17 protein-coding genes and 1 pseudogene are annotated in these 16,225 nt (G+C 71.1%); 6 read left to right on the top strand and 12 right to left on the bottom strand.

Annotated elements, in window-relative coordinates; translation table 11 throughout:
• Window positions 1-182 precede the first annotated feature (182 nt).
• Window positions 183-428 carry a type II toxin-antitoxin system Phd/YefM family antitoxin gene (locus AC07AW_RS32670; protein ID WP_478819080.1) on the top strand — a complete coding sequence of 82 codons (246 nt, stop codon included), beginning with the start codon at window positions 183-185 and terminating at the stop codon, window positions 426-428.
• Window positions 429-524: 96 nt separating this feature from the next.
• Here AC07AW_RS32670 and AC07AW_RS32665 read toward each other — a convergent pair whose 3' ends face one another.
• A complete protein-coding gene (locus tag AC07AW_RS32665; protein WP_478819079.1) occupies window positions 525-3,107 on the bottom strand; it encodes an ABC transporter permease in 2,583 nt (860 codons plus the stop codon).
• Complete coding sequence (locus tag AC07AW_RS32660) at window positions 3,104-3,892, bottom strand: ABC transporter ATP-binding protein (RefSeq protein WP_478819078.1); 789 nt, start codon at window positions 3,890-3,892, stop codon at window positions 3,104-3,106. The genes AC07AW_RS32665 and AC07AW_RS32660 overlap by 4 nt, the downstream gene beginning before the upstream one ends.
• Window positions 3,893-4,144: 252 nt before the next feature.
• Between AC07AW_RS32660 and AC07AW_RS32655 the strand changes: the two genes are divergently transcribed.
• Complete coding sequence (locus AC07AW_RS32655) at window positions 4,145-5,680, top strand: MFS transporter (protein ID WP_478819077.1); 1,536 nt, start codon at window positions 4,145-4,147, stop codon at window positions 5,678-5,680.
• Window positions 5,681-5,772: 92 nt separating this feature from the next.
• Window positions 5,773-6,111, top strand: a complete 339-nt coding sequence (locus tag AC07AW_RS32650; RefSeq protein WP_478819076.1) for a hypothetical protein — start codon at window positions 5,773-5,775, stop codon at window positions 6,109-6,111.
• On the opposite strand, the gene AC07AW_RS32645 is transcribed toward AC07AW_RS32650, so the two are convergent.
• The 3 genes from AC07AW_RS32645 to AC07AW_RS32635 all read right to left on the bottom strand — a co-directional run bounded on the left by AC07AW_RS32645 (window position 6,108) and on the right by AC07AW_RS32635 (window position 8,439).
• Window positions 6,108-6,791, bottom strand: a complete 684-nt coding sequence (locus tag AC07AW_RS32645; RefSeq protein ID WP_478819075.1) for an alpha/beta fold hydrolase — start codon at window positions 6,789-6,791, stop codon at window positions 6,108-6,110. The genes AC07AW_RS32650 and AC07AW_RS32645 overlap by 4 nt on opposite strands.
• Before the next feature lie 110 nt (window positions 6,792-6,901).
• Window positions 6,902-7,408, bottom strand: a complete 507-nt coding sequence (locus tag AC07AW_RS32640; protein ID WP_478819074.1) for an SAM-dependent methyltransferase — start codon at window positions 7,406-7,408, stop codon at window positions 6,902-6,904.
• A gap of 47 nt (window positions 7,409-7,455) precedes the next feature.
• On the bottom strand, window positions 7,456-8,439 hold the full coding sequence (locus tag AC07AW_RS32635) for a tyrosinase family protein (RefSeq protein ID WP_478819073.1): 984 nt from the start codon (window positions 8,437-8,439) through the stop codon (window positions 7,456-7,458).
• Between the two features lie 425 nt (window positions 8,440-8,864).
• Here AC07AW_RS32635 and AC07AW_RS32630 point away from each other — a divergent pair, with 425 nt between their 5' ends.
• Complete coding sequence (locus tag AC07AW_RS32630; RefSeq protein ID WP_478819072.1) at window positions 8,865-9,200, top strand: SCO4225 family membrane protein; 336 nt, start codon at window positions 8,865-8,867, stop codon at window positions 9,198-9,200.
• Between the two features lie 57 nt (window positions 9,201-9,257).
• Here AC07AW_RS32630 and AC07AW_RS32625 read toward each other — a convergent pair whose 3' ends face one another.
• Both AC07AW_RS32625 and AC07AW_RS32620 read right to left on the bottom strand, forming a co-directional pair.
• Window positions 9,258-9,446, bottom strand: coding sequence for a DUF397 domain-containing protein (locus tag AC07AW_RS32625; protein ID WP_478819071.1), 189 nt, complete (start codon window positions 9,444-9,446; stop codon window positions 9,258-9,260).
• Entirely contained in the window at window positions 9,443-10,291 is an 849-nt protein-coding gene (locus AC07AW_RS32620; protein ID WP_478819070.1) for a helix-turn-helix domain-containing protein, read from the bottom strand. Before AC07AW_RS32620 ends, AC07AW_RS32625 begins: the two co-directional genes overlap by 4 nt.
• A 103-nt stretch (window positions 10,292-10,394) precedes the next feature.
• Between AC07AW_RS32620 and AC07AW_RS32615 the strand changes: the two genes are divergently transcribed.
• Window positions 10,395-10,883 carry an ATP-binding protein gene (locus tag AC07AW_RS32615; RefSeq protein ID WP_478819069.1) on the top strand — a complete coding sequence of 163 codons (489 nt, stop codon included), beginning with the start codon at window positions 10,395-10,397 and terminating at the stop codon, window positions 10,881-10,883.
• Window positions 10,884-10,892: 9 nt separating this feature from the next.
• Here the strand turns inward: AC07AW_RS32615 and AC07AW_RS32610 are convergent, their stop codons facing one another.
• The 3 genes from AC07AW_RS32610 to AC07AW_RS32600 all read right to left on the bottom strand — a co-directional run bounded on the left by AC07AW_RS32610 (window position 10,893) and on the right by AC07AW_RS32600 (window position 14,654).
• The gene (locus tag AC07AW_RS32610) at window positions 10,893-13,160 is read right to left on the bottom strand and encodes an FG-GAP repeat domain-containing protein (RefSeq protein ID WP_478819068.1); all 2,268 of its coding nucleotides are present in this window, start codon (window positions 13,158-13,160) and stop codon (window positions 10,893-10,895) included.
• A gap of 110 nt (window positions 13,161-13,270) precedes the next feature.
• Window positions 13,271-13,783 (bottom strand): hypothetical protein, encoded by a 513-nt coding sequence (locus AC07AW_RS32605; protein ID WP_478819067.1) that lies wholly within the window; start codon window positions 13,781-13,783, stop codon window positions 13,271-13,273.
• A gap of 208 nt (window positions 13,784-13,991) precedes the next feature.
• A complete protein-coding gene (locus tag AC07AW_RS32600; protein ID WP_478819168.1) occupies window positions 13,992-14,654 on the bottom strand; it encodes an MFS transporter in 663 nt (220 codons plus the stop codon).
• Between the two features lie 59 nt (window positions 14,655-14,713).
• Here AC07AW_RS32600 and AC07AW_RS32595 point away from each other — a divergent pair.
• A pseudogene (locus AC07AW_RS32595) lies at window positions 14,714-14,788 on the top strand (hypothetical protein); the annotation flags it as partial.
• A gap of 113 nt (window positions 14,789-14,901) precedes the next feature.
• Here the strand turns inward: AC07AW_RS32595 and AC07AW_RS32590 are convergent.
• Together AC07AW_RS32590 and AC07AW_RS32585 are read right to left on the bottom strand one after the other, a co-directional pair.
• The gene (locus tag AC07AW_RS32590; RefSeq protein ID WP_478819066.1) at window positions 14,902-15,276 is read right to left on the bottom strand and encodes a VOC family protein; all 375 of its coding nucleotides are present in this window, start codon (window positions 15,274-15,276) and stop codon (window positions 14,902-14,904) included.
• Between the two features lie 10 nt (window positions 15,277-15,286).
• Complete coding sequence (locus AC07AW_RS32585) at window positions 15,287-16,105, bottom strand: MmyB family transcriptional regulator (protein WP_478819065.1); 819 nt, start codon at window positions 16,103-16,105, stop codon at window positions 15,287-15,289.
• Window positions 16,106-16,225 lie beyond the last annotated feature (120 nt).

Raw genomic sequence — 16,225 nt, 5'->3', positions numbered from 1 at the left:
GCGTACGGCCCGGTGCGCCCCCAGCCTACGACGTGGCACTGTCACTCGCCCCGAGGAACGGGGCCACTCGGGAGACCGGGAGAGCTGGCTCCGGGTGAGCCCGTCGCACTACGCTTGATGCCCACACTCGTTCCACCCCGCACACACCCAGCTGTGAGCCCTCCCCACTGTGAGAGGCCGCTATGGAAGCAGCCCGGCAGTACAACGTCCACGAGGCGCAGACCCACTTCTCCAAGATCCTGGAAACGGTCGCCGGCGGCGAGGAGGTGATCATCAGCAAGTCCGGCGAACCGGTCGCGAAGGTGATCCCGCTCGGGGGAAGGGTCCGGCGCACCGCCCGGTCCTCCCTCACCGCGCCCGTCGTCCTCCACGACGACTTCGACGACCCGCCCGAGGGCTTCGACGAGGCCTTCGGGGCCGACGACTGAATCCCGTCCCCACCGCCCGGTGAACAGCCGTGCGGCCCCGGTGGACCTGGCAGAGTCCACCGGGGCCGCACTCCCCCGTTCCGTCCCGCGCCGCTGCTACTCGCTCGCGATCGCGTTCAGGACGTTCATCCGGCCCGCCCGGAACGCCGGGACCAGGGCCGCGAAGAGGCCGACGAAGGCCGAGCCGACGAAGACCGTCACGATCGTCGGCCAGGGGATCTCCAGGACCCCGAGGCCTTCCAGCGCGAGGAGCTTCTGCGCGGCCGTGCCCCAGCCCATGCCCAGGCCGAGGCCGAGGAGGGCGCCGAAGAGGGCGATGACCACCGACTCCAGGCGGATCATGCGGCGCAGCTGCCGGCGGGAGAGGCCGATGGCCCGCATGAGGCCGATCTCGCGGGTCCGCTCGACCACCGAGAGGGCGAGGGTGTTCACGACGCCCAGGACCGCGACGATGATCGCCAGGGCGAGGAGCCCGTACACGATGTTCAGCAGCTGCCCGACCTGCTTCTGCAGCTCCTCCTTGTAGTCGGCCTGGTTGCTCACCTTGTACTGCGGGTACGGCGCGAGGGCGTCCTTGAGGGCCTGGTAGGCCTGGGTCTCCTGGCCGTCCTTGGCGCTGGCCAGGACGAGCAGGCTGTTCGGGACCCGCTCGGCGGGCAGGTGGCGGGTGACGGTGGAGACGTCGGTGTACATCGCCCCCTTGTCGACCTGGCCGGTGTCCGCCGTGATCGCCGCGACCTTCAGCTCGACCGTGTCGCCGCCCTTGAAGGCGACGGTCAGGACGTCGCCGACCTTGACGCCGTGTTCGGTGGCGTAGTCGCTGCCGACGGACATCGCGTCCTTGCCGTACGCGGCGGTGAGGGTGCCGGCGGTGACCTCGCGGCGCAGGTCCTTCACGTACGACGGGTCGGTGGCGGCCAGGTCGGCCGTGGAGACCTTGCCGCGCGGGTCGGTGACCTTGGCGTCGACCCACTTGTACTCGGTGACGTGGTCCAGGCCGGCGGCCTTCTCCACGGCGGCCTGCGCCTGCGGCACGATCGGCTGCCCGGTGCCGGACTGCACGATGAAGTCGGCGCCGACGGAGCGGTCCAGTTCCTCGGTGGCCGAGGCGACCATCGAGGAGCCGACCACCGACAGGCCGGCGACGAGCGCGAGGCCGATCATCAGGGCGGCGGCGGTGGCGCCGGTGCGGCGCGGGTTGCGGAGCGCGTTCCGCTCGGCCATCCGGCCGACGGGGCCGAAGATCCGCAGGACGACGACGCCGAGGGCGCGGACGACCCCGCCGGCGAGGAGCGGGCCGACGACGACGAAGCCGAGGAGGGAGAGGACGACGCCGAGGCCGAGCCAGAGGGAGCCGGGTCCGGCCTCGTCGGCGCGGGTCGCGACCACCAGGGCGGCGGCTCCGGCGGCGGTGAGGGCGAGCCCGATGCCGCCCCGTACCCGGCCGGCCTTGCCGTCGGCGGGGGTACCCGCGTCGCGGAGGGCGGCCATCGGGGAGACCTTCCCGGCCCGGCGGGCGGGGATGTACGCGGCGAGGACGGTGACGACGATGCCGAGGGCGAGGCCGACGGCGGGGGTCGTCCAGGCGACGGTGAGGTCGCGGGTGGAGAGCTCCATGCCCATCGAGGACATGAGCTTCATGAGCCCGACGGCGAGGCCGACGCCCGCGGCGACACCGGCGACCGAGCCGACGAGGCCGAGGAGGAGCGCCTCGACGAGGACGGAGCGGTTCACCTGCTTGCGGCTGGAGCCGATGGCCCGCATGAGGCCGATCTCGCGGGTCCGCTGGGCGACCAGCATGGAGAAGGTGTTGACGATGAGGAAGATGCCGACGAGGAAGGCGATCCCGGCGAAGCCGAGCATCGCGTACTTCATGACGTCGAGGAAGCCGGCCATGCTCGCGCGGCCCGCGTCGGCGACCTCGGCGGCGGTCTGCAGCTTGTAGTTCCTGGCGTCGGCGCCGAGGGCTGCGACCACGTTCGCCTTGAGGGCGTCGTCGGAGACCCCGGCCTTCGCGTCGGCGGTGACCTGGGTGAACAGCCCTTCCTTGCCGAGGAGTTCACGCTGCGCGGTGGCGGTGTCGAAGTAGACGACGGTGGCGCCCGGGTTGGTGACCTTGAACTCGACGGTGCCGACGATCTTCGCGGTGAAGTCGCCGGTGACGGCGATGGTCCGCAGCTCGTCGCCGAGCTTCAGGCCGTGCTTCTCGGCGGTGGCGCCGTCGACGACGACCTCGGTGGGGCCGCGCGGCTCGTGGCCGGACGCGATCTCCACCGAACGCAGCTCGTTGGGCGTCCAGTTGACGGCGATCGTCGGGGCGCCGCCGGTCGGTCCGACGTTCTTGTTCTTCGCGTCGACGACGGTGATGCTCGTCGACGCGACCGAGCCCTGCGCGTCCTTGACGCCCTCGACCTTCCTGACCCGCTCGACGAGCGAGGCGGGGAGGGACTCGGGGCGGCCGCTCTGCGGGGTCTCGTCGTTGCCGCCCGCGGCCTTCGGGCTGACGGTGACGTCGGACGCGGTCGACGCGAAGAGCTTGTCGAACGTCGTGTTCATGGTGTCGGTGAAGACGAGCGTCCCACTGACGAAGGCGACGGAGAGCAGGACGGCGACGGCCGAGAGCGCCATCCGGCCCTTGTGCGCGAAGAAGTTGCGCAGCGAGGTCTTGAGGACGGTCATGACGTCCGCCCGCGCGCGTCGAAGTCCTTCATGCGGTCGAGTACGGCGTCGGCGGTGGGCCGCTCCATCTCGTCCACGATCCGCCCGTCGGCGAGGTAGAGCACCCGGTCCGCGTAGGAGGCGGCGACGGGGTCGTGGGTGACCATGACGATGGTCTGGCCCAGCTCGTCCACGGACGCGCGGAGGAAGCCGAGGACCTCGGCGCCGGCCCGCGAGTCGAGGTTTCCGGTCGGCTCGTCGCCGAAGATGATCTCGGGCCGGGCGGCGAGCGCGCGGGCCACGGCGACGCGCTGCTGCTGACCGCCGGAGAGCTGGTTCGGCCGGTGCTTGAGGCGCTCGGAGAGCCCGACGGTGTCGACGACCCGCCGCAGCCACTCGGCGTCCGGCTTCCGCCCGGCGATGTCCATCGGCAGCGTGATGTTCTCGATGGCGTTCAGGGTGGGCAGCAGGTTGAACGCCTGGAAGATGAAGCCGATCCGGTCCCGGCGCAGCTGGGTGAGCTTCTTGTCCTTGAGGCCGGTGATCTCCGTCTCGTCGAGGAAGATCTGCCCGCTGGTGACGGTGTCGAGCCCGGCCAGGCAGTGCATCAGGGTCGACTTGCCGGAGCCCGAGGGCCCCATGATCGCGGTGAACCGGCCGCGGGCGATGTCCACGTCGACGGAGTCCAGCGCGACGACCCGGGTCTCCCCCGAGCCGTACGCCTTCACGACCTGACGCGCCCGCGCGGCGACGGCCGTTCCCTCTCCCGTACCCCCGTGCCGGGGGATGGTCAGAGCCGAAGTCACGGTTTTCTCCTTGGAGCGGTGGGTGGGTTTGTAAGTTCAAGTTAAGAAGCCGGAACGGCACTTCACCTCCTCCGCCGGTACGAACGACCCCTGGACCGCATGGGGGAGGAGCCCCTAGGGGTTTCTCCACCCGTGGTGGGAGACCGGCCCCCCGAAGGGGGTGCGACCGGTACCGACGACTATCCGGCGCCGCCTGTGCAGTGAGACCCTGTGCGCGGACATTTAGGTGTACGAAGAAAGGAAGGGTGTGCGGTGACGGAACCGTCGACGACCCGGGCCGGAGCCGGCCCCGCCCCGGCGACCGCCCCCACCGCCGGGCCCCGCGGTCCCGTGGTCATCGCGCTCATGCTCGCCATGGGGCTCGCCGCCCTCGACGGCACGATCGTGTCCACCGCCGTCCCCCAGATCGTCGGCGACCTCGGCGGCCTCTCCGTCTTCTCCTGGCTCTTCTCCGGCTACCTGCTCGCCGTCACCGTCACCCTGCCCGTGTACGGCAAGCTCAGCGACACCTTCGGCCGCAAGCCCGTCCTCATCGCCGGAACCGTCCTCTTCCTCATCGGCTCCGTGCTCTGCGCCGCCGCCTGGAACATGGCCTCCCTGATCGCCTTCCGCATCGTCCAGGGCCTCGGCGGCGGCGCCCTCCAGGGCACCGTCCAGACCATCGCCGCCGACCTGTACCCCCTGAAGGAACGCCCGAAGATCCAGGCGAAGCTGTCCTCCGTCTGGGCCGCCTCCTCCATCGCAGGACCGGCCGTGGGCGGACTCCTCGCCGGCTACGCCGACTGGCGCTGGATCTTCCTGATCAACCTGCCGGTCGGGGTCGTGGCGCTCTGGCTGATCGCCCGCCACCTGCGGGAACCCGCCCGCACCGCACCCCGCGCGCGCGTGCGGATCGACTGGGCCGGAGCCCTCGCGATCTTCGCCACCGGAGCCGTCCTCGTCACCGCGCTCGTCCAGGGCGGCGTCGCCTGGCCCTGGCTCTCCGCCCCGTCCCTCGGCCTCCTCGGCGCAGCCGCCGCCCTCGCCGCCCTGGCCGTCGTCATCGAGCGGCGCGCGGCCGAACCGATCATCCCCGGCTGGGTCTGGCGCCGCCGCACGATCGCCGCCGTCAACCTCTCCCTCGGCGCGCTCGGCCTGCTGATGGTCGCCCCGACGGTCTTCCTGCCCACGTACGCCCAGTCGGTCCTCGGCCTCGGCCCGATAGCCGCCGGCTTCGTCCTCTCCTCGTGGACCCTGAGCTGGCCCATCACGGCCGCGCTCTCCAACCGGGTCTACACCCGCATCGGCTTCCGCCTCACCGCGATCCTCGGCATCTCGGGCGCGCTGCTGCTCCTGCTCGCCTTCCCGTTCCTGCCGTACCCCGGCGAGGCCTGGCAGCCCGCACTGCTGATGCTGCTCCTCGGCGGCACCCTGGGCCTCTTCCAACTGCCCCTGATCGTCGGCGTGCAGTCGACCGTCCCGTACGAGGAACGCGGCACCACCACCGCCTCCGTCCTCTTCTGCCGCCAGGTCGGCCAGAGCGTCGGCGCCGCACTGTTCGGCGCCGTCGCGAACGGCGTCCTCGCCGCCCGCCTCGGCGCCGACACGGACCTCGACTCCCTGGCCCGCTCCCTCGACACCACCGACGACATCCGGCGGGCGGTCGACGCGGCGGTGGACTGGGTCTACCTGGGCGCGGCGGCAGCGGCAGCCCTCGCCCTGCTGGCCCTCCTCACGCTGGCCCCCCGCCGCTTCCCGGTCCTGAAGGAGGAGGACCAGGGGGTGTCCCGTCGAGGCCCGGCCGACTGAGTACGCGCCCGCCCGGAGATGAGCACGCCCGCCCATGCCCGGGCGGCACCCCGGACCCGACGATGGGGTCACCTCGTCCGAAGGAGCCGGCCTTGACCCCCGACACGTACGCGACGCTCTACGGCCCCGCCCGCCCGGCACCACCGCCCCGCCGCGGGACCGGCCTCGCCGTGGTGGCCGGCGTGCTGTGGGCGATCGCCCTCCTGCTGCTCGGGTGTCTGGGCTTCCTGGCCATGTGGGCGGAGGCGGACGCGGGGCCGACCGACGGGATCCCGCTCCTCTGGGTGCCGATCTGCCTCGCCGTCGCGGCCGTACCGATCGCCCTGCTCTGCACGCCCGCCGTCTGCCGCCTGTCCGTCCCGGCCCGCGCGCTCGTCTCCGGCCTCGCGACCTGCTCGCTCGCGCTCGGCCTCGTGGTCCGGGCGGTCTAGACCGATGCCGCAGCGCTGCGGATGACGTCGAGCACGACCTCGGGCTTGGAGAGCATCACGACGTGGGCGGCGTCGGTCTCGACGGTGGTGGCCCCCATGCGGTCGGCCGCGAAGCGCTGGTGCGCGGGCACGACCGCGTGGTCCTGCGTCGCGAGCACGTACCAGCTGGGCTTGGTCTTCCACGCCGGGTCGTCGGTCGTGGCTCCCAGTACCTGCGCGTTGGCGGAGATCTGGGTCGCCCACACCAGCTGCTGGTCCGCCTCGGACAGGTCCCCGCAGAAGTCGGAGATGCCGTCGCGGGCGATCCAGATCCGCCCGTCCTCCTCCTCGAGGTGCGCGAAGAGGGGCGGCGGGTCGAATCTGCCGATCAGGTCCTGCGGGGTCTCACCGGCGTCCGGGGCCAGCGCGGCGATGTAGACGAGCCCGGCGACCCGCTCGTCGTTCCCGGCCGCGGTGATGACGAACCCGCCCCAGGAGTGCCCGACGAGGATCGCGGGCGCGCTGACCCGCGCGAGCGCACGCCGCACGGCGTCGACGTCTCCCTCCAGGGAGTCCAGCGGGTTCTGTGCCGACACGACCTCATGCCCCTCCCGCTGGAGGACGGGGATCAGCTTGCTGTAGCAGGAGCCGTCGGCCCACAGACCGTGGGCGAACACGACACTCGGCTTGCTCGGGGACATCGACGCTCATCTCCAGTCAAAGAGCCCATCCACCCCCCTCGCCTCCCGAGTCCACACCACAATCACCGGCCACACACCCTGGGCGCCCCGAACGGGTAACCCTCCGCGAGTCACCGCCGTGCCCTGACGCAGGTGGCGTGGCGAGAGGTCAGGACCCCGGTCGCGTAGCCGTGGGCGGCCAGGGCCGACGCCGTTCTGGAAGCGGCCTCCCGCGCCCTGTCGGCGTCTTCACCGCTGTACCCGAAGAACAGATGGAGGGGGCCGCCGGGGACGAGCGCGCGCTCCAGGACGGCGAGCTCCGTGGCCGGGGATCGCGTCCAGAACACGTTGACGTTGAAGGCGAACGCCTGGGTGAAGCTCCGCCGCTCGTCCAGGTCCGCGAGCGCCAGGGTGCGGACCTCCGCCCGGCCGGCGGCGATGTGCTCGGCGAGCCGGTGGCGCGCGAGTGCCGTGGCCTTCTCGGACCGGTCGATCGCCACGATCTTCCCGGCCGTCAGACGCGCGCACACCAGGGCGGCCGCCACGCCGCTCCCGCAGCCGACCTCCAGGACGCTTTCGTCCGGCCGGACGTCGAGGACGTCCATCGCCCAGAGGAAACGCGGCGGGATGGTGCTCACGTCCGCACCCTGGGTGTATGGATCACGAGCGTTGTTGACACATACGGCTAGTGCTCGTGGGCGGCGGACAGGGACGCGTGGAGGGCGACGGCGTCCCCGAGTGCATGCCGCAGTTCGTGCAGCTGCTGTGGCGTGAGCGGGCCGTCGCCCACCGGCTGGAGCGTGTCGTACTGCGGCGGGGTGACGATGGTGGGGTGCTGGTAGTCCTTCACCACGCGCTCGCTCTCCGGCCGCACCCAGGGGCGTGTCCTCCCCGAGCCGTCCCAGGGCTGGAGTCTGCGCACGTACCACAGCTGCTCGCCGGGGTCGTCCCCGTACACGGTGGTGGGGTCGAGCCGGGTGGCGGGGTCTTGGTACTGCCACATGGCGAAGAGGCGGTCCACGTTCGAGTGGAGCAGGAAGACGAACGGGTCGCGGAAGGATTTGTGGGGATCGCCGATCGTGCCGCCGATGTAGTTGTGAGCGAAGTTGTGGCAGCTCTCGAGCCGGATCCGCATGCTGAGGTAGTTCGACGAGCGGATGATCGAGCGGTCCGAGAAGGGAAACTCCGGCGGGCCGTCCGGGACCTCGCGCGTGAGGCTGCGCGGCGGGTCGAAGGGATTGCCGTGTGCGACGTCCGAGACGCTCTCGCCGCGGAAGGGATCCGCCTGCGGGTCGTAGATCTCGTTCAGCCACGGGTCTCCCGCATCACCTGATTTCGACCCCATGAACCGGGGGGTGAAGAGCGGGGCGGGATCCGTGGTCCAGTCCCAGTAGTGCAACGACAGCGCTGGATTGACCTCCCGGAGCAGCTGTTCGAAGCGGTTGCAGAGCTCGCGGTGCCACGGCAGGAACTCCGGACCCCCGTGGACGTGCGTCGCCTGGTGGATCTCGTCCTGCTTGAACCATTTACTGACGCCGCCGGGCGGGAACTCGTCCCGGGATCCCGGATAGAAGCTCTTGTTCAGGTCCTTGATCGCCTGGACCATCGCGTCCCGTTCGTCGTCGTCGACTTCAGCGACGTTGCGGCGGATGCCGTCACCTCGGATCACGGGATCAACTTCCTTTCCGGCGCATCAACGTTCAACGCTCAATGGTTGAAGCGATTTCTTCGGTCTGGGGGCTTAACTGCCTTTCCAGTGAGGCATGAACGGCCCTGGTGCGCACATGGATCAAGTGGTGCGGGGATCACCGGTGGGCGGGATCGCAGCGGGCTGGTAGCCGGCAGTCGGCCGTGACACCGCCCGGGGAGGTGAGGTCCCCGGCGTCCTCTGGCCGCAGGCCTCCGGCGCCGATCAGGCACCCCGACCCCCGCCACCGCCCTCACGGCGGCCGCCGCCGCGATCAGCTACGCAGCCCACAACGCGCAGGCCCCCACAACGGTTTGGGTAGCGCTACTCAGGCGCCGAGGGCCGCCTCGCCGCACGATGGAACCGCCGTCGACATACGGAACCGATCCGCGCAGGAGGAATCAATCATGCGAGACAGCCGCTTCCGCACACTCGTCCGGCTCACGTTCGCCAACCCCGCCTCGCTGGTCTACCTCGGCCTGGTGGCCGTGGCGGCGCTCCCCGTGGTGTTCGCCCCAGTGATCACAGACGACAGCTTCGCGTCCGTCTGGCTCCTCCTGATCACTGCGCCGACCAGCATGATCTTGCTCCTCCCCGACTTCGCCAACGGCGACTCGGCCCTGGCGACCGGGTACTTCTTCGCGGCGCCGGCCCTCTCCGCGCTGCTCCACTCCTTCCTCCTCGGCCTCGCATACCGGGGACTCCGGGGAAACCCGACGCGGCAGGCCCGCCCCACCACGTGAGCCCTGCCCGTCCGGCTCGGACGGGCAGGGCTCTCGCACGTACAAGCGGCGGTTGTACTACTCCGCCGAGGCGAGCCCGACGAACCCGGCCCACGCGTCGCGCGAGACCCGGAGGGCCGGACGGGCCACGTCCTTGGAGTCCCGGACGTGCACGGTTCCCGCGCCGGTCGCGACCTCGATGCACTGGCCGCCTTCGGTTCCGCTGTAGCTGCTCTTGAACCAGGCCAGGGATTCCGTGTTGTTCATAGCTCTCCCAGCAACTTCTCGATGAACTCCAGCGACTCTCGCGGGGTGAGAGCCTGCGACCGGATGATCCCATAGCGGGCAGCAGCGAGAACGGTCTGCTCCGGGTCCGTGGCCAACGAGCTCGTATTCTGCGCCTCGACGTACAGGAACTTCTTCGCGTCCTTGCGCGTGACGACCGTGAACGGGCCGTTCACGCCCGCGTTGTCCTCGCAGTCGGTCGGCATGACCTGGAGCTCGACGTTCCGCCGCTGGCCGATCAGGAGCAGGTGCTCCAACTGTCCGCGAAGGACACCCTTCCCGCCGTACCGGTGCCGCAGCACCGACTCGTCCATGACGAAGCTCAGCAGAGGAGCGGGACGTCGGTCGAAGATGTCCTGCCGCGCCAGTCGGGCCGTCACCCGCTGCTCGATCGTCTCCTCGTCCAGCGGCGGGCGCCGCATGGCCAGGAGCGCTCTCATGTACTCCTCGGTCTGGAGCAGGCCGTTGACCATCATCGTGTCGTACACCAACAGCTCTATGGCCTGCTTCTCCAGCTGCGCCATCCCCTGGAAGAACGCCGGGTACTGCGCCCGCTCCAGCTGGTCCTTCCAGACCTTCAGCAGCCCGCCCGCGTCCAGCACCTCATCCGCCCGGTCGATCGCCCTCGGCGGCGGGATCCTCCTGCCCTGCTCGAACGAGGCGATCGTGGACGCCGAGTAGCCCAGCCGCTTGCCCAGCTCCTCCCGCTCCATCTTCGCCCGCAGCCGCAGCGTCTTCAGGCTCTGTCCGAACGCCACCACCACGCCCTGCCCGGACTTGTCCGCCGCGGCGGGCTCCGGGACCGTCCCCGGCTGCTCTTCCGTCATCGCGCCCTGCCCCTCGTACCGGCACCGACACCCCACGTACAACACCGCCGCGTCAGTGCGTCACCACTGGTCACGCTACGCCACCAAGAGGAGCTTGGTGGGCATGACGAGCAACAACGACAGCCCCACCGGCACCACCCAACTCTCGGGCGTCTCCCCTTACTTGGGCAGCAGGGTCTTCACCCTCCGTTTCACGTCGACCGCCCGGGGCGCGCGGCTCGCGCGCCGGCTTGTCGGCGTACGGATGGACGAGTGGGGGATCCCGTACGGGACCGGGGCGCACGACACCGTCGTCCTGGTCGCCGCCGAGCTGGCGGCGAACGCGGTACGGCACGGGCATGTGCCGGGGCGGGACTTCCACCTGCTCCTCCGGGTCATGGACGGGCCCCCGCCCGTCGCCCGGATCGAGGTCAGCGACACCCGCGCCGAACGCGTACCGCCCCGGCCCGGACAGCTCACCGGCCCCGGTCCGGAACTGGCGGACGGGGGCCGGGGGCTGCTGCTCGTCGACGGGCTCGCCGAGCGCTGGGGCTGGTGCCCGAGGCTCGGCGCGCCGGGGAAGACGGTGTGGGCGGAGTGCGCCCTCACTTGAAGGGGCGGGCTAGAAGGCGGTGTTGTACGACGAGTCCTGCGTCAGGGACACGGATACGCCCCGCTTGAAGGGAGCCGACCAGTCGCCCGTGCCCGCGTAGAAGGTCTCGTCGCCGTTCGAGGCGACCAGGTCGGCGCGGCCGTCCCCGTTGGCGTCGCCGACGGCGGTGAGGCCGGTGAAGGAACCCCACCCGGCGCCCACCTTCGTGCGGGCGGCGAAGGTGCCGTCGCCCTTGCCGAGGTAGAGCCAGAGCACACCGGCCTTGTCGCGGGCGAGGAGGTCACCGGCCGGGCCGCCGGCGAGGTTGCCGGTGGCGCTGAGCTGGTTGTAGACGCCCCAGCCGAAGCCGATCTTCTTGCGGAGTGCGAAGGGGGCGGTGGTCGAGCCCGTGCCCTTGTAGAGGTACAGGTCGCCCGCCTTGTCGGTGGCGATCAGGTCCGCCCGGCCGTCACCGGTCAGATCGCTGCCGCCCGCGAGCTGGTCGTACACCTGCCAGCCGGCACCGATCTTCGTACGGCCGGTGAGCGGCTTGTACCGGTCGCCGGTGCCCTGGTAGAGCCAGAGGACGCCGTCCTTGTCGCGGGCCACGGCATCGGGCGCGGTGGTGCCCGCGATGTTCCCGACGGTTTCCAGCCGGTCGTAGATCCCCCAGCCGCTGCCGACGCGCGTGGCGCCAGCGTCCGTCAGGGAGCCGCCGGGCGCGGTGGGCAGGGTGCCGAAGCGCCACAGCACATTGTCGGTGCCCCGGACGAGGAGGTCGGCCGTGCCGTCGTCGTCGAAGTCGTGCGGGGCGGCGGGGCGGGTCACGGTGAACCGGCCGGTGGAGACGAGCTCGGGGCCGATGCCCTCGTCCGGGCGGGCGGTGAGCTTCCACTCGTACTCGCCGTTGCGGGCGGGGCTCCCCCAGTCCGCGTTCTCCAGGTCCTTGCCGTCCCAGTGCCAGGTGAGGTGGCGCGGCATGCCGGCACCGATGCTGGGATACCAGTTGTAGGAGACCGTCTTTCCGCTGCGTACGTGGGTCAGGGTCAGCCAGACCCGGCTGTCGGCCCGGGACAGGTCCCAGCCGAAGTCGACCCCGCGCGCGACCTGGTCGCCGGTGAGCGTCGTGGGGGCGGTGGAGCCGGTGACTGTGACGACGGTCGACTGCCCCGTGGACGCGACGAGTTCGACCTCCGGCCGGCCGCCGTCGACGCGCGGCGAGATCCGGTAGAGGCCCTCCCCCCGCTCAGGGGTGCCACCGCGCACCAGGAGCGAGCCGCTGGGACCGGCGACAGCGGACGAGTAGGCCGTGAGGAGCTGGACCTTCTCACCCGTCTCGACGGACTCGGCGGTGAAGGGCCGCGTCTGGAGCGCGGACGCGCCGTTCGGGTTGCCGGTGGCATCGATGTGGACCTGCTGGCCCTGCGTGATCCAGCCGCCGACGAGCTGGAGCGGGTCGTACGAGGAACCACTCGCCTTGATCAGCTTCCGCTCGGACGTGCCGCGCCGGTGCACACCGAACCACTCTGTGGTCCCGTCGTCCTCCCGCCACACCGCGTACGTGTCGGAGATCGCGTTCTGCCACCCGGGCTGGTGCCCGGCATCCATGGCCTGTGAGAACACCGCGGTCGCTGTGGTGAGGTCGACGACCACCTTGGCCCACGGTCCGTCGGCACGGTCCCAGCAGTCGAAGACCGCGGCCCCGGCGGCGTAGCCGCCTTCGACGCTGGGGACGCAGTCTTCGGGCAGACCGGTGATCGGGCGCTCGGTCAGCTTGCCACCCTCCAAGCCGAAGAGGCGCGTCTGGAAGTTGTCCTCCCCGGTCGGCACGAGGACGGCGAGGGTGGAACCGAAGACCCCACCGAGGCTGTATCCGGTGCCGAGCTCGTCGAGGTTCACGACTACTGGAGATGCGGCCGCCGACGCGGGCGTCGACATGTCGTGGAGCTTCAGGACACGACTTTCCGACAGGTAGTACCGGTCGCCGGTGACGACGAGGTCCGAGGATGCGCCGGCCGAGACGACCCCGGGCAGCACGACCGACGAGCCGTCCGCGTACCAGGTCCAGCGGAACTCCGGAGTGGTGCCGCGGGCCTTCGAGAGGAAGCCGCTCGGGCCCGCGCCGACGACGTCCGCGTTGCGCGGGAACGGCACGGTGGTGGCCTGCTGGTCCTCTTGAACGGCCTCCGGCACGGCCGCCGTGGCCGGGAGTGCGGTCAGCGTGCCGCCCGTGGCGGCGAGGGCAATGGTGACGGCGGCGGCCGCGAGTCTGCGGCCGCGCGTGCGTGCATGGTTCATGTACGGGTTCCCCTCCCTGAGGGGACGACGTTAGCCGCCCCTCAGGTCACACCTCCAGCTGCCCCCGCACCACCACCAGCGCCGATCCCGGCCGGGGCCGACGGACGTCGTCAGACGCTCCAGATCTCCTTCATCGTCTCCACTTCGCCCTTGGCGTTCAGGGTGACGTCATAGACGTTGTTGTAGCAGCCGAAGGGGGCCTCCACCTTGGGGTAGTCCTCGGTGGGAGCCCCGATCTCCTGGGCCAGGCAGCGGTCGATGTGCAGCGCCAGCTGCTCGTGGTCGACCTGCTTCGACTGGCCGGAGCCGAGGGACAGGTACGCCTTGACGTTCTCGGGAAGGACGTAGTGCTTGCTCGGGTCGTCCTGCTCGGCGCCGTAGATCCAGTCGTTCGGCGTGCAGTGCGGCTTGGCCTCCGCGGCCTCGAAGCTGCCGGAGTCACGCATCAGCTGGACCTTCAGCTTCTTGATCCCCTCGGGCAGGACCGGCGGCTTGCCGCAGTCCCCGCCCTTCCCGTCGCCGTCGACGTCGTCGGCCGGGGCACCGCTGCCGGCCTCGCCGGGGTCCGTCGTCCCGGACGCCGTGGCCGACGGCGCCGCGCTGCTGCCGGAACCTCCGGTCACGCCTGTGGCGGTGGGGTCTTCCGGACCGCAGGCGGCGACGCCGCCCAGGGTGGCGAGAAGGGCAATCGCGCTGAGAACACGGCGAGTTGAGGTCATTCTTCCATTCCCCCGAATGAGAGAGCCTTGTGACGTGATCATGATTGATCGACGGAGCTTTCTACCCCGCCGAGTTGACGGAAGACCAATCGGCGCGGCCGACGCCCTCCGGTCACACCTCCCGCCGTCCCCGTAGCGCCGGCAGCAGGGGCACCACCGCCAGCAGTTCGCCCGCGGCTCCGGTCCACAGCGCCGTACGCACCCCCGCGTACTCCCCCACCAGCCCGCCCACCAGTGCGCCCAGCGGCATGCAGCCCCAGACCACGAAGCGGAAGGTCGCCGTCACACGGCCGAGGAGGGGGGCCGGGGTGAGGCGCTGACGGAGGGCCACCGAGTTGATCTTGAAGGTCATGAAGGCGGTCCAGCCGAGCCCCTGGAGCACGCACGCCACCGCGTACCGCCCGTCCGCCTGGAAGAACGGCAGCGCGAGCAGCCACAGCACCCCGCTGACCACCACGGAGGCGCACATCGCGCGCCCCTCGCCGAGGCGCGCCGCGATCCGGGTCGTGAGGAGGCTGCCGAGCAAGCCGCCGAGCGCCTCCGCCGTGAACACCAGCCCGCACAGGAACGGCGACAGGCCCAGGTCACCCGCAAGGAGGACCAGGAGCATGGACGCGCCGATCGTGCCGCACAGGTTGGAGATCGCGGCCGTCAGCGTCAACGCCCGCAGCAACCGGTCCCGGAACACGAACCTCAGGCCCTCGGCGATCTCGTCCCGCAGTCGGGCCCCGGGCGCCCGCACCGGCCTGGGATCCGGGCGGCGGATCCGGGACAGGAGCAGCGCGGAGGCGAGGAAGCTGGCCGCGGCGGCTCCTCGGGCGCAGCAGGGCCGGACTGCTCGGCCGTACGAGCACCCCGACGACCACCACCGGCCTCGCCCTGCAGACCGGCCTGAGCGCCGGCGCGGTCTCGCAGCACCTCGCCGTGCTGCGGGACGCGGGCCTGGTGACCTCGCACCGGTACCGGCGCGAGGTGTACTACCGGGCGAGCGAGCTCGGCGAGGCGCTGCTCGGCCGCACCTCCTAGACGGGCGGGCGCGGGATCGTCAGGCAGAAGGGGTGCCCCGCCGGGTCCAGGACCACCCGCCACAGCTCCGGGCGGGGCTGGACGTCCGGGACGGTCGCACCGAGGGCGACCAGCCGGGCCGTGGCCTCCTCCAGGTCGTCGACGTCGAAGTCGAGGTGCAGCTGCTGGGGAACCTCCTGGCCGGGCCAGGACGGCGGGCGGTAGCCGTCGACGCGCTGGAAGCCGAGGAACATGCCGTCCGCGGCGCGCAGTCCCGCGAACTCGTCGTCGGACCGGTCGGCGAGCGGGATGCCCGTGGCGCGGTGGTAGAACGCGGCCAGGGCCATGGGGTCGGCGCAGTCGAGCGTGATCGCCGTCAGTTTCATGAGCATGGGCGGGAGCCTAGGCGGGTGGATCGGGCGTGTAGACGCTGAGGTTGATGACGGCACCCGGGGCCGTGAGCGGTTCCGCGAGGCAGGTCGTGAGGACGCCGGGGCCGTGGAGGGCGTGGCGGACGGGGAGGGCGGCGCCGTCGGCGTACGAGAGGGGGACGGGGTCGCACGCCCGGTAGAGCGGGCCGGTCACCGGGTCGGCGAGGACGTCCCGTTCGAGCCGGCCGAGCACGGAATCCACCGGGCGCCGCACCACCGCCTGCTTGAAGTGGGTCAGCATCTCCGGCACCCAGCGGGTCTCCCAGTCGACCAGGGTCTCGGTCCGGGCCTCGGCGTCGAGCAGCAGGTACCGCATGATGTTGCGCGGGGCACGTCCCGGCGGGAAGAGACGGACGAACTCCTCGTTGTGAGCGACGATGTCGAACGCGGCGTCGCTGATGTACGCCACCGCGTCGCCGACCCTCTCGATCAGCTGCCCCCACATCCCCGCGACGGACATCCCCGTACTGCCGTGCAGGGTGCCTGGCGGCTCCTCCTTGCGGGTCAGCCACCACAGCAACGTCCACTCCTGCTCGCTCAACTCCAGAATCTTCGCAACCGAAGCGAGCAAATCCGCGCACGGGCGGTCCAGTTGACCGTTCTCGAAGCGGTTGTACGTACCCCGGGCACGCATGAGCAGCTCATCCATCTGCTCCTGGCTGAGCCCAGCCGCGCGCCGGCCGGGACCGGCGGGTCTTCGGACGAACCCCCTGGTCAGCGGGTCGATCGCCGCCCGTCTCGCCTGGAGGACCCGCTTCAGGGCGGCTCGTTCACTGATGTCGATGCGCATGGGTGGGACGTACCTCGTCGCTCGGGCCGCGGGGCGGCGTACGAAACTCGCCGGACGATCGTCCTTAATATCTGCAATTTCTTTGCGTGGAAAGAGAGTTCTCGGACGGACAGACTCTTC

The sequence above is a fragment of the Streptomyces sp. NPDC044003 genome (genome assembly GCF_056435185.1).
Note: the sequence above shows the minus strand (reverse complement) of the source record. Positions and strands in the feature narration are given on the sequence as shown.